At 60.6% G+C, this 19,271-nt stretch carries 17 protein-coding genes; 11 read left to right on the top strand and 6 right to left on the bottom strand.

Annotation, left to right across the window (positions count from 1 at the left end; genetic code table 11):
- Nucleotides 1–9 precede the first annotated feature (9 nt).
- Nucleotides 10–1,911 (bottom strand): ferrous iron transporter B, encoded by a 1,902-nt coding sequence (feoB, locus tag ACQ4WN_RS06040; protein ID WP_436550704.1) that lies wholly within the window; start codon nt 1,909–1,911, stop codon nt 10–12.
- A 2-nt stretch (nt 1,912–1,913) separates the two neighbouring features.
- Nucleotides 1,914–2,198, bottom strand: a complete 285-nt coding sequence (locus ACQ4WN_RS06035; protein WP_436550703.1) for a FeoA family protein — start codon at nt 2,196–2,198, stop codon at nt 1,914–1,916.
- A 413-nt stretch (nt 2,199–2,611) separates the two neighbouring features.
- Here ACQ4WN_RS06035 and ACQ4WN_RS06030 point away from each other — a divergent pair, with 413 nt between their 5' ends.
- Both ACQ4WN_RS06030 and ACQ4WN_RS06025 read left to right on the top strand, forming a co-directional pair.
- Nucleotides 2,612–2,827, top strand: coding sequence for a (2Fe-2S)-binding protein (locus ACQ4WN_RS06030; protein WP_086144695.1), 216 nt, complete (start codon nt 2,612–2,614; stop codon nt 2,825–2,827).
- Between the two features lie 17 nt (nt 2,828–2,844).
- Nucleotides 2,845–3,546 (top strand): energy transducer TonB, encoded by a 702-nt coding sequence (locus ACQ4WN_RS06025; RefSeq protein ID WP_436550702.1) that lies wholly within the window; start codon nt 2,845–2,847, stop codon nt 3,544–3,546.
- Nucleotides 3,547–3,712: 166 nt separating this feature from the next.
- Here ACQ4WN_RS06025 and ACQ4WN_RS06020 read toward each other — a convergent pair whose 3' ends face one another.
- On the bottom strand, nt 3,713–4,393 hold the full coding sequence (locus ACQ4WN_RS06020) for a Fe2+-dependent dioxygenase (protein ID WP_436534288.1): 681 nt from the start codon (nt 4,391–4,393) through the stop codon (nt 3,713–3,715).
- A 398-nt stretch (nt 4,394–4,791) separates the two neighbouring features.
- On the opposite strand from ACQ4WN_RS06020, the gene bfr reads away from it, so the two are divergent.
- Nucleotides 4,792–5,268 (top strand): bacterioferritin, encoded by a 477-nt coding sequence (gene bfr / locus ACQ4WN_RS06015; RefSeq protein WP_034778875.1) that lies wholly within the window; start codon nt 4,792–4,794, stop codon nt 5,266–5,268.
- A gap of 58 nt (nt 5,269–5,326) precedes the next feature.
- Here bfr and ACQ4WN_RS06010 read toward each other — a convergent pair whose 3' ends face one another.
- Nucleotides 5,327–5,941 carry a glutathione S-transferase N-terminal domain-containing protein gene (locus tag ACQ4WN_RS06010; protein ID WP_436550701.1) on the bottom strand — a complete coding sequence of 205 codons (615 nt, stop codon included), beginning with the start codon at nt 5,939–5,941 and terminating at the stop codon, nt 5,327–5,329.
- 277 nt (nt 5,942–6,218) lie between these two features.
- Here ACQ4WN_RS06010 and purB point away from each other — a divergent pair, with 277 nt between their 5' ends.
- The 6 genes from purB to ACQ4WN_RS05980 all read left to right on the top strand — a co-directional run bounded on the left by purB (nt 6,219) and on the right by ACQ4WN_RS05980 (nt 12,512).
- Nucleotides 6,219–7,598: an adenylosuccinate lyase gene (gene purB, locus ACQ4WN_RS06005; RefSeq protein WP_436475191.1), complete on the top strand. Its 1,380-nt coding sequence runs from the start codon at nt 6,219–6,221 to the stop codon at nt 7,596–7,598.
- 186 nt (nt 7,599–7,784) lie between these two features.
- A complete protein-coding gene (locus tag ACQ4WN_RS06000) occupies nt 7,785–8,309 on the top strand; it encodes a cytochrome b (RefSeq protein WP_436550700.1) in 525 nt (174 codons plus the stop codon).
- Nucleotides 8,310–8,348: 39 nt separating this feature from the next.
- On the top strand, nt 8,349–8,903 hold the full coding sequence (locus tag ACQ4WN_RS05995) for a YceI family protein (protein ID WP_436550699.1): 555 nt from the start codon (nt 8,349–8,351) through the stop codon (nt 8,901–8,903).
- A gap of 139 nt (nt 8,904–9,042) precedes the next feature.
- Nucleotides 9,043–9,618 carry a YceI family protein gene (locus ACQ4WN_RS05990; protein ID WP_436550698.1) on the top strand — a complete coding sequence of 192 codons (576 nt, stop codon included), beginning with the start codon at nt 9,043–9,045 and terminating at the stop codon, nt 9,616–9,618.
- 165 nt (nt 9,619–9,783) lie between these two features.
- The gene (locus ACQ4WN_RS05985) at nt 9,784–10,053 is read left to right on the top strand and encodes a GlsB/YeaQ/YmgE family stress response membrane protein (RefSeq protein ID WP_096238131.1); all 270 of its coding nucleotides are present in this window, start codon (nt 9,784–9,786) and stop codon (nt 10,051–10,053) included.
- A 305-nt stretch (nt 10,054–10,358) separates the two neighbouring features.
- Nucleotides 10,359–12,512 (top strand): S46 family peptidase, encoded by a 2,154-nt coding sequence (locus ACQ4WN_RS05980; protein WP_436550697.1) that lies wholly within the window; start codon nt 10,359–10,361, stop codon nt 12,510–12,512.
- A 69-nt stretch (nt 12,513–12,581) separates the two neighbouring features.
- Here the strand turns inward: ACQ4WN_RS05980 and ACQ4WN_RS05975 are convergent, their stop codons facing one another.
- Nucleotides 12,582–13,157 carry a hypothetical protein gene (locus tag ACQ4WN_RS05975; protein WP_436550696.1) on the bottom strand — a complete coding sequence of 192 codons (576 nt, stop codon included), beginning with the start codon at nt 13,155–13,157 and terminating at the stop codon, nt 12,582–12,584.
- Nucleotides 13,158–13,308: 151 nt separating this feature from the next.
- Here ACQ4WN_RS05975 and ACQ4WN_RS05970 point away from each other — a divergent pair, with 151 nt between their 5' ends.
- Entirely contained in the window at nt 13,309–14,997 is a 1,689-nt protein-coding gene (locus ACQ4WN_RS05970) for a M14 family zinc carboxypeptidase (protein ID WP_436550695.1), read from the top strand.
- Between the two features lie 90 nt (nt 14,998–15,087).
- Nucleotides 15,088–17,241: an FUSC family protein gene (locus ACQ4WN_RS05965; RefSeq protein WP_436550694.1), complete on the top strand. Its 2,154-nt coding sequence runs from the start codon at nt 15,088–15,090 to the stop codon at nt 17,239–17,241.
- A gap of 55 nt (nt 17,242–17,296) precedes the next feature.
- Here ACQ4WN_RS05965 and ACQ4WN_RS05960 read toward each other — a convergent pair whose 3' ends face one another.
- The gene (locus ACQ4WN_RS05960) at nt 17,297–19,246 is read right to left on the bottom strand and encodes a S9 family peptidase (protein WP_436550693.1); all 1,950 of its coding nucleotides are present in this window, start codon (nt 19,244–19,246) and stop codon (nt 17,297–17,299) included.
- Between the last annotated feature and the right edge of the window lie 25 nt (nt 19,247–19,271).

Here is a 19,271-nt window from a genome sequence, read left to right as displayed (position 1 = left end):
GGTGTGCTCCTAGGCGCCCAGCATCAGGGCGACGCGATACGTGATGAACGAGGCTGCGTAGGCCAGGGCGAACATATAGCCGGCCATCAGCAGCGGATAGCGCCAGCCGCCCGTTTCGCGTTTCACCACGGAGAGGGTTGACAGGCACTGCGGCGCGAACACATACCAGGCCAGCAAGGAGAGCGCGGTGGCCATCGACCACGAATGGGCGATCAGCGGCTCCAGGGTCGAAGCCAGCGCATCGCCCGTTTGCGACAGCGCATACACGGTACCCAGGGCGCCGACGGCCACTTCGCGCGCCGCCATGCCCGGCACCAGCGCGATGCAGATCTGCCAGTTAAAACCGATGGGCGCGAAGATCACTTCCAGGCCGCGGCCCAGGATGCCGGCCAGGCTGTAATAGATCGGCGGATGGATCGCGTTGTCCGGCGCACCGGGGAAGGTGCTGAGAAACCACAGGATGATCATCAGGCTCAGGATGATGGTACCGACGCGCGTCAGGAAGATCTTCGCGCGCTCCCACAGGCTGACGGCCAGGTTGCGCAAGTGCGGCCAGTGGTAAGCCGGCAGTTCCAGCATCAGCGGCTGGTTGCCGCGCACGCCCATGCTGCGCTTCATGACCCAGGCCACGGCCATGGCCGAGATGATGCCGGCGAAGTACAGGACAAACAGCACCAGGCCTTGCAGGCTCAGATAGCCCCACACTTCGCGCTGCGGGATGAAGGCGGCGATGATCAGCGCATACACGGGCAGGCGTGCCGAGCATGTCATCAGCGGCGCAATCATGATGGTAACCAGGCGGTCGCGCGGGTTCTGGATGGTGCGCGCCGCCATCACGCCGGGAATGGCGCAGGCAAAGCTCGACAGCAGCGGAATGAAGGCGCGGCCCGAAAGGCCCACGCCACCCATCAGACGGTCCAGCAAGAAGGCCGCGCGCGGCAGGTAGCCGCAGTCTTCCAGGCTGAGGATAAAGAAGAACAGGATCAGGATCTGCGGCAGGAATACCAGCACGCTGCCGACCCCGCCGATGATGCCTTCCACCAGCAAGCTTTTCAGGTGGCCATCGGGCATGTTCGCCGTCAGCAAGGCACCCAGGTGGCCCACGCCATCGGTGATCATTTCCATCGGCGTGGCGGCCCAGGCAAACACGGCCTGGAAGATCAGGAACATCAGCACGGCCAGGATGAGGGGGCCGAACACGGGATGCAGCACCACGTCGTCGATTTTTTCCGTCAGGTTGCCCGTGTCGCTGGTGTCATTGCTGACGGCGGCCAGGATGCGGCGCACTTCGCGCTGAGTTTCCTCGACGGTAACGGTATCGATGGCCGCCAGCGGTTTCGCTTCCACGGCCGGCAGCGGCAGCATGGCGTCGATAGCGCTCAGCAAAGCTTTTTCGCCATCGTGCTGCACCGCGACGGTTTCCACCACGGGCATGCCCAGTTCCTGCGACAGCCTGGCCGTATCGATCAGCATGCCGCGCTTGCGCGCCACGTCCGTCATGTTCAGCGCCAGCAGCATGGGCAAGCCCAGGCGCTTGACTTCCAGCACCAGGCGCAAGTTCAGGCGCAGATTGGTGGCATCGACCACACAGATGATGGCGTCCGGGCGCGGGTCGCCCTTGCGCAATCCCCCCACCACGTCGCGCGTGATGGCTTCATCGGGCGTGGTGGCGGACAGGCTGTAGGCGCCCGGCAGGTCGAGCAGGCGCACGGGCGTGCCACCCGGCGAGGTGAAATGGCCTTCCTTGCGCTCGATGGTCACACCGGCGTAGTTCGCCACTTTCTGGCGCGCGCCCGTCAAACGGTTGAACAGGGCGGTCTTGCCGCAGTTCGGATTGCCCAGCAAGGCAATTTGTGGCTGATGCGGCGGCTTGTGCACGCCCGCATCGACGATAGTTTCGACAGCACCCATGGTTATTCCGGTTGAAGCAGCGGTTGAATCGTGATCAGCGCCGCTTCGAAGCGGCGCAGTGCGAACGTGGCATTGCCGACCTTGATGGCCAGCGGATCGCCGCCGGGAATGCCGCGCTTGAGCATGCGGAGTCGTTCGCCGGGAACGAATCCCAGCTCCATCAAGCGGCGGGCGAGGTCGACGCCGTCTTCCGTCTGTCCTGCCGTGTGGGGCGTGATATGCAACACCGTGCCGCTCTGGCCGACTGCCAGCGCATCGAGCGTCATCAAGGGTGGAACTAGAGTCATGAGCAAATTCCGTTCAAATTAAGAACACCGGGGACAGACTGCTGCGCGCGGCGCATCGCGTTTGACTTGGGTGTTGTGAGGTAAAACGCAACTGTTGCGCATTACCGACAAGCGGCCTTTCAAACTGTCCAGACGACGACCGTCCGAGACAATACCAGCATTATAAACATGAATGCGAATTGTTTTTATTTAGCCCGGAGAGTGGCCCCTGTCAAGGGCTACGCCATGTGCGCGAAGGCCATATCCACGCGCCGCGCCAAGCCGCCAAGCGCCGCACACTTGATCAAAATCGCTTGCATTGTCCTGCACTTTGCGCGACAATGAAACGTAATGATAATGATTCTCATTAAAACACTAGCAACAATGCTTCAGTGCACTAGTGTCTATTCATCCTCCAGCCAGAAGGTGCATCAATGATTGTATGTGTCTGCAACAACATATCTGATCGTGAAATCCGTCAAGCCGTCGATCTTGGCCTGTCCAGCATGGCCGAACTGCGCCGTGACTTGGGCGTGGCCACCTGCTGCGGCAAATGCCATACCTGCGCGCGGGAGGTGCTGAACGATCACCTGAACGCCACCGCAGTGCTGCAAGAAACCGTATTGATGCGGGCTGTACTGACAAACTAAAGAAAGCGATAAACGCCATGACGATGATGCCCCCGCCCGTAACGGTGCAGGCCGTGCAACAATTTGCCGACTTCGACAAGAAGCGCAACAAGTTCGCGCCGCTGATGGCCATCGTCGTCCTGCATATCGCCGGCTTTTACGCCATCCAGAGCGGCTTGCTGAGCCGCGTCGTCACGGCGGCCATGCCGACCATCACCACCATCAGCATCATCGCCCCGCCGGCGCCGCCCAAGCCACCGGCACCGTCGGTGCCAAAAACCGTGGAACTGAGCGCTCCCGTGCCACGCGCCGTGATCCCGCCGCTGCCGCTGATCGCTATGGCGCCGAGCGAACCGACGATCACGCCGCCGCAGCCGACGCGCGCCGAAGCGGCACCCGTTGCCACTGCCGCGCCGACAGCGCCATCGACACCGGCGCCGTCACCACCTGCACCAGCGGCACCGCGCACCGTCAGCAGCGTCGAATACATCAAGGCACCGCAACTGATCTACCCGAATTTGTCACGCCGTCTGGGCGAAAGCGGCACGGTGGTGCTGCGCATCCTGATCAATGAAAAAGGCTTGCCGGAGCAAATCCTGATCCATAAATCGACCGGCTACGGCAACCTCGATGAAGCGGGCCGCCAGGCCGCCCAGCGCGCGCTGTTCAAGCCCATGATCGAAAACGGCAAGCCGGTTCCCGTCTACGTTTTAGTACCGCTGACCTTCCAACTGAGCTAGCCTTCCGGCGGCGCCCTGTTTTCCGTACCAGTCAAGCAACAGCTTGTTTCAGTCTGCCAGCCACCATCCCCGGGCCAGGCAGACTTTTTTTTGTCCAAGGGGTCAGACCCTCAACACCGCCAACGCAAGATTCAGCGCCAACTTCGCCGGGGGTCTGACCCCAGCCTTACATCTCCGCCCACATCCTGAGCAGGTTGTGATAATGCCCCGTCAAGCCCACCGTCGCCGGCGAATCGCCGTGCTCGCCGCGCACGCTCTGGATGTTCTGATCGAGCTCGAACAGCATGCTGCGCTTCCAGTCCTCGCGCACCATGCTTTGCGTCCACAGGAAGGAGCAGATGCGCTCGCCGCTGGTGACGGGCAGCACCTGATGCACGCTGCTCGACGGATACACGATCACGTCGCCGGCCGGCAGTTTCACTTCATGCGTGCCGTAGGAATCGACTACCACCAGTTCGCCGCCTTCGTACTCGTCCGGCTCGCTCAGGAACACGGTCGAGGAAACGTCGGCGCGCATCGACTGCATGCCGTTTTTCGGCGTGCGGATGGCGCCATCGATATGCAGGCCATAGTGCTCGCCGCCCGCATAGCTGTTGAAGAACGGCGGCAGGATGCGCAGCGGCAGCACGGCGGCAAAGAACAGCGGATTGGCCATCAGCGCGCGGCTGACGATCTCGCCCAGCTCCAGCGCCAGCGGCGAACCTTCGGCCAGCTGGCGGTTGCGCTTGACCTGCGCCCCTTGCGCCCCGACGCTGGCGCGCCCGTCGACCCAGTCCGTCTGCGCCAGGCGCTGGCGAAACTGCGTCACCTGTTCCGGCGTCAGCACGCCGGGTATATGCAGCATCATCTTGCTATCCTTTTTCAATAAAATTTCTGCCTGATTATCGCATCGCCACCAGCGACCAAGAAGACACAAAAGCAAGAACGGAGCAACATTTCCCGCCTTTTCAGCGCAGCCAAATAGCAGCATGAACGCGAATGAGAATGGCCTTCATTTTCCTTAACAAATAAAAAATGGGAAAATGCTGCAATCCATTTGAGAATAGGTTTTATTCGCACGATATTTACGTTAAAAAGACGGAAAAACACCGTTTCGCAGCAAAAACCGCCCATATTTTGCGCTATCATGCGGACATAGCGAAACCGGCAACCTGCGCGCCACCAGGCAGCCCTGCGCCACCCGGCAGTGAACGCCAGCAGCCTGCGGTTTCATCATCGAACGCAACACAGAACAAAGGAATTCCCATGAAGGGCGATAAAGAAGTCATCCGCATGCTCAATGCACAGCTCACCAACGAACTGTCGGCCATCAACCAGTACTTCCTGCATGCGCGCATGTACAAGCACTGGGGCCTGGAAAAGCTGGGCAAGAAGGAATACGAAGAATCGATCGGCGAAATGAAACACGCCGACAAGCTGATCGACCGCATCCTGATGCTCGACGGCCTGCCTAACCTGCAAGCGCTGCACAAGCTGCTGATCGGCGAGAACACGCCGGAAATGCTGGAATGCGACTTGAAGCTGGAACGCGCCGCGCACGCCACCGTCAAGGAAGGCATCGCCATCAGCGAAAAAGCGGGCGATTACGTCTCGCGTGACCTGTTCCTGATGATCCTGGAAGACACGGAAGAGCATATCGACTGGCTCGAAACGCAGATCGACCTGATCGCCAAAATCGGCATCCAGAACTATCTGCAAAGCCAGATGGCCGTGGAAGAGTAATCGTTTCGCAGCATCGAAAAAAACCGGCACGCGTGCCGGTTTTTTTACGCCTATGCCTTTACTGCGGCACGGTGTCCTTGAACGATGGCCGCTCGGACAGTTTGTCGAACAGGCGCGCCAGCGCGGGATGATCGTCGCGCCAGTCGATTTCCGGGAAGCGGAAGCTGAGCCAGCCCAGCGCGCAGCCCACGGCCACGTCGGCCAGGGTGTAGTTCTTGCCGGCGCAATACGCGCTCTCGCCCAGGCGTGCCTCCAGCGCCGCCAGGCCCAGGGAGATTTTTTCCAGCTGACGCGCGATCCAGGCCGCACTTTGTTGCTCGGGCGGGCGCTGCGTGCGCTCCAGGCGCACCAGCACGCCCGCATCGAGAATGCCGTCGGCCAGCGCTTCCCAGTTCTTGATATCAGCGCGCTCGCGGCCATTGCCGCCAGCCGGCAGCAGCTTGCACACGGGCGTGAGCGTGTCGAGGTATTCGACGATGACTTTCGAATCGATGAGCGCGCTGCCATCCTCCATCACCAGGCAGGGCACCTTGCCCAGCGGATTGGCCTGGGCGATGCGGGTTTCCGACGCCCACACGTTTTCCAGCTCATAGACATAGTCGAGCTTTTTTTCCGCCAGCACGATACGGGCTTTGCGGACATACGGGCTGGCGAGGGAACCGATCAGTTTCATAGGTACTTTAAGGTAAAGGAGCAGCAAGCAGTATAGCATCGGCGGCAGCGGCGTTTGGCAGCATGCGCCCAGCGGTCCCCGGGGTGTGGCAGGCACGCCGCATCGGGGCCGGATTCGGCCAAAATGGGGGCCACCCACCGCCGACGGACGGCTGGCCAGCGGCCAGCGGTGGTAAAATCGCCCTTTACTGTGGCGCCGTCAGTGTTGCTGTATTGCAATAGCCCTGCCCTCCCCGCGCGCCACACGCCAACCGTTTCTTTAACTTGCGTCCGCTCTCATGACTTCTACACCTCCGTATTCCACGCTGTCGGCCCTGTCTCCGCTCGATGGCCGCTACGCCAGCAAGACCGACCTGCTGCGCCCGATCCTGTCCGAAGCCGGTTTCATGCACCACCGCGTGAAAGTGGAAATCTCCTGGCTGCAAGCGCTGTCGCAAGCGGGTTTCGCTGAAATCAAGCCGTTCTCGGCAGAAGCGACCGCCCTGCTCGACAAGATGGCGGCGGACTTCTCGGAAGCCGACGCGGCCCGCATCAAGGCCATCGAAGCGGTCACCAACCATGACGTCAAGGCTGTCGAATACTGGCTGAAGGAACAAGTGGCGGATGTGCCGGAACTGGTGGCGGCGTCGGAATTCATCCATTTCGCCTGCACCTCGGAAGATATCAACAACACCTCGCACGGCATGATGCTGAAAGCCGCGCGCGATGGCGTGATGCTGCCGGCATTGAACGGCCTGGTAGCCAAGCTGACGCAGATCGCGCACGACAATGCCGACGTGCCGATGCTGTCGCGCACGCACGGCCAGACGGCCAGCCCGACCACCCTGGGCAAGGAGTTTGCCAACGTCGTGGCCCGCTTGCAGCGCGCGGTAAAACGCATCGAGCAAGTGGAAATCCTCGGCAAGATGAATGGCGCCGTCGGCAACTACAACGCCCACCTGTCTGCCTACCCAGGCTTCGACTGGCCGGCATTCTCGCAAGCCGTGATCGAACAGCGCCTGGGCCTGGTCTTCAACCCGTACACCATCCAGATCGAGCCGCATGATTACATGGCCGAACTGTTCGATGCCTTCGCGCGCGCCAACACGATCTTGCTGGACTTGAACCGCGACATCTGGACGTATGTGTCGCTGGGCTATTTCAAGCAAAAACTGAAAGCGGGCGAAATCGGCTCGTCGACCATGCCGCACAAGGTCAATCCGATCGACTTTGAAAACTCGGAAGGCAATCTGGGCCTGGCCAACGCCGTCCTGAAACACCTGTCGGAAAAACTGCCCGTCTCGCGCATGCAGCGCGACCTGACCGATTCGACCGTGCTGCGCAATATCGGCGTGGGCCTGGGCTACACCCTGCTGGCCTATGACAGCTGCCTGCGCGGCTTGAACAAGCTGGAAGTGAACCACGCGCGCCTGGCGCAAGACCTGGACGCCACCTGGGAAGTGCTGGCCGAGCCCGTGCAAACCGTGATGCGCCGCTATGGCATCGAAAATCCGTACGAGCAGCTGAAAGAATTGACGCGCGGCAAGGGCATCTCGAAAGAGGCGCTGCAAACCTTCGTCAATGGCCTGGCCATTCCGCAGGATGCCAAGGATGTCTTGCTGACCATGACACCGGGTAACTATATCGGTATCGCGGCGCAATTGGCCAAGGCGATCTAAGCGACCAACGCTATCCGGATCAGGCAGATCCACTCCCGCGGGGCGGCCAGCACACAAATGCTGCCCGCCCCGCGGTTTTTCCGGCAATCTTTCTTGTAGAATCTGCAGCACGCAGCGCCATTTGCTTTTCTTTGGTATATTAGGCCGAATTAGTCCTAATGCGTACTACTTTCAAGAAAGCCGCCGATGCAACGCTACACCACCACCGCCATCATCCTGCACTGGCTGACTGCCCTGCTGATCATCAGCGCCTTTGTCATGGGCCTGGTCATGACGGACATTCCCGGCCTGACGCCCACCAAACTCAAATATTTTTCCTGGCACAAGTGGCTGGGCGTGACCGTGCTGGCCATCGCCGCCATCCGCCTGCTGTGGCGCAAGGCCAACGTGCCGCCGCCGCATCCGGCCAGCATGCTTGCCTGGCAAAAGAAGGCGGCCGACGCCATGCATGTGCTGCTGTACATCCTGATCTTCGCCGTGCCCGTCTCCGGCTACCTGTACACCCTGGCTGCCGGCGTGCCGGTGGTCTATCTGGGCCTGTTCCAGCTGCCGGTCATCATGGCGCCGAACCCGGAACTTAAGCCGCTTTTAAAAGAGATTCATTATGTTCTGAACATGACGATGGCCGCCGCCGTGGCCGCCCATGTGCTGGCGGCGCTGAAGCACCAGTTCATCGACCGCGATGGCGTGCTCAAGCGCATGCTGCCTTAACGTCCTCCCCTTGCTCACTGAAACACAGGAAAAAACAAGATGAAAACCACCCAACGCATCGTCCTCGCTTCCCTGCTGGGCCTGTCCGTGGCCGCCACCGCCGCCACCCTGCTGAAAGTCGATCCCGCCAAGACCAGCGTGTCGGCCGTATTCAAGCAAATGAACGTGCCCGTGGAAGCGAAGTTCAAGAAATTCAATATCGCCATCGATTACAACCCTGCCACGCCGGACGCATCGAAAGCGTCGGTCGAAATCGACACGGCCAGTATCGATATCGGCGACCCCGAGTACAACAAGGAAGTGGCCAAGAAAGAATGGTTCAACGCGGCCCAGTTCCCGAAAGCCACCTTTGTGTCGAGCAGCATCAAGGCCGCCGGTGCGGGCAAGCTGACGGTCAGCGGCAAGCTGAGCATCAAAGGCAAGACCACCGACGTGACCTTCCCCCTGACGGTGAAAGCCGACGGCGGAAAATATGCATTTGACGGCGCCCTGCCGATCAAACGCCTGACCTACAACATCGGCGAAGGCGAGTGGAAAGACACGAGCATGGTTGCCGACGAGGTTACGATTAAATTCCACGTTGCCGCCCAGTAACACCTGAGAAAACGTCCAGGACGGCGTTGCTCTTGCCTCGTCGCGCTATTCGCACTGCCTTCGGCAAGGCGCCTTGTCCTGAACGTTTTTCAGTCGTTACCAAAAACAACCCCACCACCTGTTCAACTATAGGATCTGCATGAAATTTTCGCACTTGATGATCGCCGTGCTGGCAGCCGCTGGCGCGGGTTCGGCCATGGCCGCTACCGACACCTACAACCTCGACCCGACGCATACCTTCCCCAGCTTTGAAGCCGATCACATGGGCATGTCCGTCTGGCGCGGCAAGTTCAACAAGACCAAAGGAACCGTGACCCTGGACCGTGCCGCCAAGACGGGCAGCCTGGACCTGGTCATCGATGCCGATTCGATCGATTTCGGCCTCGACGCCATGAACACGCACGCGAAAAAAGCGGACATGTTCAATGTGGAAAAATTCCCGGCAATCACCTACAAGAGCAAGTCGCTCAAGTTCAACGGCGATCAGCTGGTGGAAGTCGATGGCGAACTGACCCTGCTGGGCGTGACCAAGCCCGTCAAATTGAACGTGAGCAAATTCAAGTGCATCATGCACCCGCGCTACAAGCGCGAAGTGTGCGGCGCCGATGCCAGCGCGGAATTCAAGCGCAGCGACTTTGGACTGAACTATGGCATGCCGGCATTCTCGCCGGAAGTCAAGCTGGCCATCCAGGTCGAAGCGATCAAGGCCGATTAAACAAGACCTTGCCGCATGACAAGCCCGCCTCGCTGCCCGCAGCCAGGCGGGCTTTTGCATGCGCGACGCGAATCCGCTGGACTTTTCTATCGTGCGGCATCACTATCTATTGGCATGATGTTGTTCTGACATGAAACCCCACTCACCCATCGCGCGGAGGACTACATGAATTTCATTATCTGGATCGTTATTGGCGGCGTCATCGGCTGGCTGGCCAGCATGGTCATGAAAACCGATGCGCAACAGGGCATCTTCCTCAATATCGTCGTCGGCATCGTGGGCGCCTTCCTGGGCGGCTGGCTGCTGGCGCCCCTGTTCGGCACGGGCACCATCAATAGCGACAATTTCAGCGTGTCTTCGCTGCTGGTCTCGTTCCTGGGCGCCGTGATCCTGCTGGGCATCGTGAATCTTTTGCGCCGCGGCAAAATACGCTAGACCAGTAACAGCCATCGATCACGAAGTGGCCGGGCCGCGCAAGCGTCCGGCCATTTTTCATTGCTGCCAAGACACGTATGGACAATGCCACAGTCGCCGCACGGAAAAATGCGGGCTGGCGGCCGGCTCCTGCCCCTACGCCATCGAAAATCATGCCATTTATGCCAACATACAAGAGCATGCCACCCGGAAAATGTGATTGACTAGTGCGAGTTCGATACGGATACTCTAGGTCGCCCGCTGAGAAAAGACACTGGGTACACGTTGGTTCCGACTTCCCACCATGTAAAAAGACTAGAACTCGAATGAAAAAATCGTTAATCGCGCTCGCCATCCTGAGCAATTTCGCACACGCCGACGAAGGCATGTGGATGCCCCAACAGCTGCCACAAGTAGCCAAGGAACTGAAAGCAGCCGGACTGAAACTCGATCCGACCACCCTGACCAAACTGACCGAGTTCCCGATGGGCGCCATCGTCAGCCTGGGCGGTTGCTCGGCCTCGTTCGTCTCGCCACAAGGCCTGGTTGCCACCAACCACCATTGCGTCTACAACAGCGTGGCGGTCAATTCGACCAAAGAGCGCGATTTGCTGGCCAATGGTTTCCTGGCCAAGACCTTCGCTGAAGAATTGCCGGCCGCCCCGGGCAGCCGCATCTTCGTCACCTCGGCCGTGACGAATGTCAGCGACAAGATCATCAGCGCCGACGTAGCCAAGCTGCAAGGCAAGGCACGCATCGACGCGATCGAGAAAAACCAGAAAAAACTGGTCGCCGAATGCGAAAAAGAAGCCGGTTTCCGCTGCACAGTGTCGAGCTACTACGGCGGCCTGGAGTTCTACCTGATCAAGCAACTGGAAATCCGCGACGTGCGCCTGGTACACGCGCCTCCAGCGGGCGTGGGCAAGTTCGGCGGCGACACCGACAACTGGATGTGGCCGCGCCACACGGGCGACTACGGTTTCTACCGCGCCTATGTCAGCAAGGATGGCAAGGCTGCCGACTTCAGCAAGGACAACGTGCCTTACCAGCCAAAACACGTGCTGAAACTGGCCAAGGATGGCTTGAAAGAAGGCGATTTCGTGATGGCGCTGGGCTACCCTGGCCGCACCAACCGTCACCGCCTGCCATCGGAAGTGGCGTTCACGTTTGACTGGAACTACCCGGCCTTCGTGAAAGCGTCGGGCGAAACCCTGGCCATCATCGCGCGTGAAACCAAGGACAACAAGGATGTTGCCCTGAAATACGCGGGTCAGGTTGCTGGCGTCAACAATTACTACAAGAACCGCCAAGGCATGCTCGATTCCTACGCCGGCAGCGACTTCCTGGCACGCAAGACGACGGAACACGAAGCCCTGAAAACCTGGGTCAATGCCAATGCTGCCCGCAAGGCGGAATTTGCCGGTGATATCGAGCAAGTGGAAAAGCTGATCGCCGAGCGCGATGCCGACACCAAGCGCGACTTCTTCCTTAGCTACGCACAGCCACGCCTGCTGAGCACGGCGCGCAGCCTGTACCGCCTGTCGAACGAAAGCACCAAGGCCGATACGGAACGCAAGTCCGGCTACCAGACGCGCGATTTGCCACGCCTGGAAGCGGGTATCACCTCGGTCGAGCGCACCTACGATGAAAAAGTCGACAAGGCGCTGGTACTGAACAGCCTGACCAAGTACGCCGCGCAACCGGCAGCACAACGCCGCGCCAGCTTCGACGCCGCCATCGGCATCAAGGACGGCATGTCGCCGGCCGAGCTGTCCGCCGCCCTGGACAAACTGTATGCGGGCAGCAAGCTGGGCGACAAGGCCGAGCGCGCAGCATGGCTGAAACGTACGCCAGCCGAGTTCCAGGCCAGCAAGGACAGCTTCATCCAGGCAGCCGTCGCCATGTACCCCGATTCGCTGAAAAACGAAGCGGAAGACGAAGAACTGGCCGGCAAGATCCAGCAAGCCTACGCCAACTACATGAAAGCAAAAATTGCCTTCATGAAGAGCAAGGGCCAAGCCGTGTATCCTGACGCCAACAGCACCTTGCGCGTGACATTCGGCAGAGTTGCCGGCCGTGACCATGGCGCCGACGGCACCACCTGGACTGCCTTCACCACCGTCAATGGCGTTGCTGCCAAAGCCACGGGCGAAGGCGAGTTCAATGCACCTGCAAATCAACTGGCCGCGATCAAAGCCAAGGACTTCGGTAAATTCGTCGATCCGAAGCTGAAAACCGTGCCGGTCGACTACCTGGCCACTTTGGACATCACCGGCGGCAACTCCGGTTCGGCTGCCCTGAACGCGAAAGGCGAATTCATCGGCCTGGCATTCGATGGCACCCTGGACTCGATCATTTCCGATTGGGACTACAACAAGGCCAACACCCGTTCGATCCAGGTCGACCTGCGCTACATGCTGTGGAACATGAAACACATCGACCACGCAGACAACCTGCTGAAAGAAATGGGCGCTGAATAACAAGAAGCAATAACCCGGCAACGGGCGCTTGTCAGCTGAGCCACTCCTGCGGGAGTGGCTTTTTTTCGTCTAGCGTCTGATCTTTGAAAACCGGTAAGGCACGGCTTGCTCCGCGCCAAACACCTGTGCCCGACTGCTTCCCAAAGGCAGCATCACGCGCCGGCCATCCTGCAGCAGCAAGGCCAGATCCGCGCCGGGAAAGCGCTGCGCCAGCAGCCGATACGCTTGCCGCTCGATGGCGGCAGCAAGAATCACGATGCGGTAATCGGCCTCGCCAAAATCCAGCAGCAGCGCGGGAGCCTCAGGCCCCGGCAGCGCCGTGATGCGCAAGCGCGTGCTTCCCTTGACGAGCTCGAAGGCGGACCACGGGGGCAAGGTACGCCGCGTGGAACCGATCTGCAGCTGCGGCGCCTGGCCTGCATCCGCCAAAGCCAGCAAGGCATCGGGCCGCAGCTCCGACATGGCCCCATCGACGGCCAGCAGCCAGCCACGGTAACGTATCAGTGCACCCTGCGCGGTGGCCGTGACGGAGCCGCCCTGCGTCACGGGTTCCTTGCTCACCGGCAAGCGCAACGGCGCTGTCTGTGCCGTCAGGCAAGGCCACCACATCAGCGCCGCCATCGCTGCCATCACTGCCTTGCCCATGCCGCCTCCCCCTCGTGCGTGAAACGTATTCATAACACAAGTACTGCAGCCAGCCCCTGCGGCGCCTCAAGGCAGGAGCGCCGGTGCTACAATTGGCCCCTAGCGGGCGTACTTACCCAGCGCGCCTTCCCCCTCCCAGACTCAGACCGCTATGCCACCAGACTTGCGCACGACCTACGAACTCGGTAACCACAACCAGACCACGACCTGGCTGGAATGCATCACCTTCTACAAGGATCTTGCCGCACGCTACCCGCACGTGCTGCATTTCGAACAGATCGGCCTGTCCGACTCGGGCGTGCCCATCCACGCTGGCGTCGTCAGCGCGGACGGCGTGTTTGACCGCGAGCAGATCAAGCGCGCGGGCCGCACCGTTTTCTTCAACAATAACGGCATCCACCCGGGTGAACCGGAAGGCATCGACGCCTGCATGGCCATCGTGCGCGACCTATGCACACAGCCCGAGCGCCTGGCAGCGCTGGGCAGCACCGTGCTGCTGTTCATCCCGATCTACAACGTCGATGGCAGCCTGAACCGTGCCAATACATCGCGCGTCAACCAGGATGGCCCGGAGCAATTCGGTTTCCGCGGCAACAGCCGCCACCTGGACCTGAACCGCGATTTCATCAAGTGCGACAGCCTGAACGCGCAAGTGTTCAACCGCCTGCTAGCGAGCTGGGACCCGGACGTGATGGTTGACACGCATACGTCGAACGGCGCCGACTATCCGTACACGATGACCCTGATTCACACGCAGACGGATAAGCTGGGCAATGGCCTTGGTCCCTTCCTGCAAGACACCATGCTGCCGCACATCTTTGCGCGCATGGAACAAGCCGGCTGGCCCACCTGCCCGTATGTCAATCCCGTCAAGGATAGCCCGGACCACGGCATCGCCGAATTCCTCGAAGTGCCCCGTTTCTCGACCGGTTTTGCGGCCCTGCATCACGTGATCGGCTTCATGCCGGAAACGCATATGTTGAAACCATTTGCCGACCGCTACGCTTCCATGCGCGCCCTGCTCGACATCACCATGGCATTCACCATCGAGCATGGCGAACAAATCAAGCAATTGCGCGCACGGGCAAAAGCGGCTGGCCGCACGCAGGCAGAATGGCCGATCCACTGGGCCATGAACGAAGAGCAACCATCGACCTTCCCCTTCAAGGGCTACGCGGCGCAATACACGCCGAGTATCCTGGGCGACTACCAGCGCCTGTCCTACGACCGTTCGCAGCCGTGGGAACGCGATATCAAGTATTACAACCGCTTCGATGCGGATGTCACCGTGGCCGCGCCGAAAGCCTATGTGGTGCCGCAAGCCTGGCGCGAAGTCATCGAGCGCCTGCGTTGGAATGGCGTCGAAATGAGCCGCATCACCGCCGAACAGACGCTAACGGCACGCTACTACCACATCACCAACGTCGGCACGCGCGCCACTGCCTACGAAGGCCATATGTTCCACGACACGGTGGACGTGGAAGCGCGCACGGGACAATTCACCGTACAGGCAGGCGATTATGTGATCAGCCTGGAGCAGGACAACGCGCGCTACGCCGTGGAAACGCTGGAACCGCAAGCGCACGACAGCTTCTTCCGCTGGGGTTTCTTTAACAGCGTGCTGGAGAAGAAAGAAGCGTTTTCCGATTACGTGTTCGAAGACATGGCATCCGAACTGCTGCGCGACGAACCGGCGCTGGCGGCCAAGTTTGCCGACTGGAAAGCAGCGAATCCGGCCCTGCTGAGCAATCAGGAAGCCGTACTGAATTTCATTTTTGAGCACTGCCAGCGCTTTGCCGAGCCTGAATGGCGGCGCTACCCCGTCATTGCCCTGATGTAACTCAAGGCGGTAGCAACTGCAACATCCTGGCGCCGCAGCGGAGACCCCGGTGCGGCGCCTCTTTCTGTGCCCTGCCCACAAGGTAATCCCATGCACTACGCACTAAACCTGCGCACCTTCATTTACAGCCATTATTTTTACCTGGGCTTGCGCGTGGCCATCGGCCTGGTCGGCCTGGCCTTGCTGGTCCAGGAAATCAGCGACAGCGCCACCGCCATGACGGTGTGCATCGGCGCCCTGTGCACGACCCTGATGGACATGCCCAGCCCGCTGCGCCACAAATTCAACGAAATGCTGGCTTCCGTGCTGCTGTGCAGCGCCGTCACCTTACTCATCAGCCTGTGCGGGCCCGTGCAGTGGCTGCTGATGACGGTACTTGTGCTGGTGAGTTTTCTCGCCAGCATGATGGTGGTGTACGGCAAGAAATCCATGCCCTTGCAACTGGCCGCTCTGTTCATCATGACCATGTCGATGGAGCATCAGATGACATGGCAGCAATCGTTTCACCATGCGGGCCTGTTCATGCTGGGGGGCTTGATCTATCTGGCCTATGCCATGGCCATCGCCTGGGTCTTGCGCCACCGCATCAAGCAGCAAGTGCTGGCCGAAGCCCTGTTCGAACTGGCCGCCTACATCGACATCAAGGCCGATTTCTACGACACGCGCTTCAATTTGACGGAGCAATTCAACAAGCTGGTGCGCCACCAAAGCATTTTGGCCGACCGCCAGCAGGCGTCGCGCGACTTGATTTTGCGCAGCCACAAGAACAGCAAGGATGCCATCGTTGTGCAAGTGCACGTGTGCATGCTGGATTTATACGAACTGATCCTCTCCACGCACACCGATTACGCGCTGCTGCGCCAGCACCTGGCCGACTCCGACGTGCTCAAATCCTTGCACGACCTCGCTTACAAGGCGGCGCGCGACATCGAAGCCGTCGCCTACGCCGTCACGCGCAAGCGCGCCTCGTATGCGCACATCAGCTACGACAAGGAATGGCTTGATATCGAAGCAGAAATTGCCCGCTTGCACGCACAAGGCGATGCTGCGCAGGAAGCGCTGGCGACCCTGCGTGCGCAGCGCAACAAGATCCGCGCCATTTTAAAGATGATCGGTGAATTGCATTTGGCCACGCAAAAAGTCTATGCCGACGTACCGTTCTGGAGCGGCGCGGACATGGCGCCGTTCCTGTCGCAACAGAAATATGAACTGAAGACCCTGTTGTCCAACTTGCGCCTGGATTCGCCCGTGTTCCGCTTCGCCCTGCGCGTGTCGATGGCCATCTCGGTGGGATTGCTGATTGGCCACTGGTTGCCGTATGCGGCGCACAGCTACTGGATCGTGCTCACCATCGTCATCATCCTGCGCCCCACGTTCAGCATGACGCGCCAGCGCCGCGCCGACCGCATCATCGGCACCATCATCGGCTGCGTCATCACGGCCATCGTGATCCGCTATGTGCACAGCAATATCGTGCTGATGGCCATTTTATTTCTCTCCATCGTGGCCACCCCCACCTTCATCTATCTGCGCTACCGCTACACGGCCATCGCGGTGAGCCTGATGATCTTGCTGCAAATGCACCTGGTGGCGCCCAGCAACCCGAACCTGGTCAGCGAACGCCTGATCGATACCCTGATCGGCGCGGCGGTGGCGACCATCTTCAGCTTTGTGCTGGCCAACTGGGAATACCAGAGCCTGCCACGGCTGGTGCGCCAGGTACTGAATGTAAACTTGAGCTATATGCAGGCCAGCTTCGCGCTGCTGCAGGGGAAGTGTTTCGATGATTTCGCCTACCGCATCGAGCGCAAGCGCCTGATGGACAGCCTGGCCGCGCTCAGCTCGGCACTGGTGCGCATGCTCGATGAACCGGCCAGCAAGCAGCGGGCCGTGGAAGACATCAACCTGTTCATCGTGCAAAATTACTTATTGGTGGCCCACGTGGCGGCACTGCGCTCCATCCTGGGGCGCCACGCCAGCCAGTTGCCTGTCGCGCCCGTCAATGCCTTGCTCAGCCACAGCCATACGCAAGTGTGTTTGACCCTGTCGCGCGCGCTGGAACAGCTCGACAACCAGGCCGCCATCAGCGCCCCGCTGGCCACCCTTCCCGCACCGCCCGTCAGCGACGTGGCCTGGTCAGGTTGGCCGCTGGTCAAAAGACGCATTCGCCTGTTGCAGGCAGATGCCGACAAGATCGTGATACATAGTGCGGCGATCGTGCACATCGTCTCACCGCGCAACTGACCTGTTTGTCAGCCGCTTTATGCAGGCTGGCCTGCCTGCGGCAGGCTACCAATCACTACTTCAGATACTGCTCAAACCAGCCGACGGTGCGTTTCTGCAAGTCGCGCTGGTGCTCGGGCTTGCGGAAGGAATGGCCTTCGCCATCGTAGATGAACAGGCTGGACGGCACACCCATGGCGCGCAAGCCGTGCCAGAATTCCAGCGACTGGGCGGCCGGCGTTTCCACGTCGCGCTCGCCCACATAGATCAGGGTCGGCGTCTTGGCCGCCTTGATCGATTCGATGGGCGAAGCCTTGCGGTAGACCTCAGGCTTGTCATACGCGGAGGCGCCAAAGAACGGGATCATCCACTGATTGATGCCGTTCTGGCCGTAATAACTGATCCAGTTCGACACGCCCGCACCCGCCACGGCCGCCTTGAAGCGGTCGCTGTGCGTGACGCCCCACATGGTCATGAAGCCACCATACGAATGGCCAATCAGGCCCAGGCGCTGGCCGTCGACGGGCGCCACTTTTTCCACCGCATCGATGCCGGCCAGGATATCGCGCCAGTCGCCGCCGCCAAAGTCAGCCATGTTGGCACGCGTAAATGCCTGGCCCTGGCCGAAGCTGCCGCGCGGATTCGGCAGGAAGACGAAATAGCCTTTTTGCGTCAATTCCTCGATCACGGTGCCCGCTGCCACATAACGGGGCGAGGCGGCAGCGCCGGGGCCGCCATGCACGTTGACGATCATCGGGTAGCGCTTGCCGGCCTCCACCTTCAACGGTCCCAGCAGCCAGCCTTGCACCTTGTATTGCTCGTTGTTCCAGCCCACGTTCTGCACCGTCAGCTGCGGCGCAAAGCCGTCATTGTCGCGCGTGATCTTTTTCAGCTGGCCCACCGGTCCCGCCACCAGGTAGCTGGCGTGCGTAAAATCTTCCTGAGCGGCGGCCGCCTGCCGGCCATCGGCGCTGAACGAGAGACGGCCATCGCTGCCGCTACTGCTGAGTTCACCCAGCATCACCGGCTGAGCCGGACCGGTTTGCGCATCGACGGGCACCAGCGCCAGCTGCGAATCGATCAGTGCGGTCGCCAGCAAGCCGGTGCCGCGCCAGACGACGCCATTGAAGGTGCCGCGATAGTCTTGTGTGAGATTGCGCGGTGTGCCGCCGGCCAGCGGTACGCTATAAATATCGCCGCCGATGGAGCCGAAGTCGCTCATCAGGCCACCGATGAAAACCACCGTCTTGCCGTCCGGCGAGACGGAAGGCAGGTTCAGCTGCATGGCTGGCGCGACGATTACGCGCAGGGCGCCCGTGGCCGCATCGATATGGCTGAGCTTGGCCACCCACCAGTTACTGTCACCATTGCCTTGCGCGCTGGTGGCAACAAAGCCGCGGCCATCGGGCGTCCAGCTGTATTCATACACATAGGTGTCGGCGGGTGACAGCAGACGCGCTTCGCCGCCGCTGACAGGCACGACGGTAATGCGCTGGGTATCGTCTTCGCTGCCCACTTCGCCCACCTGGCGCACGCCCGCTTCCACGGCGCCGGCCAGCTTGCGCGCTCCCACTGTCGCTAGCATGGCCAGCTGCTTGCCGTCCGGCGACCAGCGCGCCGTACTGGCCACACCTTTAATACTGGTCAACACCCGCGCTTGCGTTTGCGACAGGGTGGCCAGGTACAACTGCGCCATACCCGCCTTGGCGTCGTAGCCGACAAAGACCAGCTGCCTGCCATCGGGTGACCAGCTGGGCTTGTCGTAGGAACACACGGCACACGGGTCGAATTGCTGCACGATGGCGCCGTTGGCAGCGTCGCGCACGACGATGGCGGCATGCGGGCGCTGCGGCTGCTCGCCCGCCTTGCTCGATTCGATGGCGGCGATGCGCTGGCCATTGGCCGACAGGGCGACGGCGCGGTAATCGCGCAATGCCAGCTCGGTTGCAGGGGCGGCCTGCGCCACGCTCCCCAGAAGGCTGCCTGCCAGCAAGCCACAGACGGCCAGATCAGTTATTTTCATCATGTAAATTCCGGTTAGAAATAAAAAA

Source organism: Janthinobacterium pasteuri, assembly GCF_051380775.1.
Classification (GTDB): Bacteria; Pseudomonadota; Gammaproteobacteria; order Burkholderiales; family Burkholderiaceae_D; genus Janthinobacterium.
This window is presented reverse-complemented; position numbering and strand designations above follow the sequence as displayed.

Bases quoted from the DNA above. Each gene is read 5' to 3' on its own strand.
- feoB (WP_436550704.1), bottom strand. From the start codon at position 1,911: ATGGGTGCTGTCGAAACTATCGTCGATGCGGGCGTGCACAAGCCGCCG.
- ACQ4WN_RS06035 (WP_436550703.1), bottom strand. From the start codon at position 2,198: ATGACTCTAGTTCCACCCTTGATGACGCTCGATGCGCTGGCAGTCGGC.
- ACQ4WN_RS06030 (WP_086144695.1), top strand. From the start codon at position 2,612: ATGATTGTATGTGTCTGCAACAACATATCTGATCGTGAAATCCGTCAA.
- ACQ4WN_RS06025 (WP_436550702.1), top strand. From the start codon at position 2,845: ATGACGATGATGCCCCCGCCCGTAACGGTGCAGGCCGTGCAACAATTT.
- ACQ4WN_RS06020 (WP_436534288.1), bottom strand. From the start codon at position 4,393: ATGATGCTGCATATACCCGGCGTGCTGACGCCGGAACAGGTGACGCAG.
- bfr (WP_034778875.1), top strand. From the start codon at position 4,792: ATGAAGGGCGATAAAGAAGTCATCCGCATGCTCAATGCACAGCTCACC.
- ACQ4WN_RS06010 (WP_436550701.1), bottom strand. From the start codon at position 5,941: ATGAAACTGATCGGTTCCCTCGCCAGCCCGTATGTCCGCAAAGCCCGT.
- purB (WP_436475191.1), top strand. From the start codon at position 6,219: ATGACTTCTACACCTCCGTATTCCACGCTGTCGGCCCTGTCTCCGCTC.
- ACQ4WN_RS06000 (WP_436550700.1), top strand. From the start codon at position 7,785: ATGCAACGCTACACCACCACCGCCATCATCCTGCACTGGCTGACTGCC.
- ACQ4WN_RS05995 (WP_436550699.1), top strand. From the start codon at position 8,349: ATGAAAACCACCCAACGCATCGTCCTCGCTTCCCTGCTGGGCCTGTCC.
- ACQ4WN_RS05990 (WP_436550698.1), top strand. From the start codon at position 9,043: ATGAAATTTTCGCACTTGATGATCGCCGTGCTGGCAGCCGCTGGCGCG.
- ACQ4WN_RS05985 (WP_096238131.1), top strand. From the start codon at position 9,784: ATGAATTTCATTATCTGGATCGTTATTGGCGGCGTCATCGGCTGGCTG.
- ACQ4WN_RS05980 (WP_436550697.1), top strand. From the start codon at position 10,359: ATGAAAAAATCGTTAATCGCGCTCGCCATCCTGAGCAATTTCGCACAC.
- ACQ4WN_RS05975 (WP_436550696.1), bottom strand. From the start codon at position 13,157: ATGGGCAAGGCAGTGATGGCAGCGATGGCGGCGCTGATGTGGTGGCCT.
- ACQ4WN_RS05970 (WP_436550695.1), top strand. From the start codon at position 13,309: ATGCCACCAGACTTGCGCACGACCTACGAACTCGGTAACCACAACCAG.
- ACQ4WN_RS05965 (WP_436550694.1), top strand. From the start codon at position 15,088: ATGCACTACGCACTAAACCTGCGCACCTTCATTTACAGCCATTATTTT.
- ACQ4WN_RS05960 (WP_436550693.1), bottom strand. From the start codon at position 19,246: ATGATGAAAATAACTGATCTGGCCGTCTGTGGCTTGCTGGCAGGCAGC.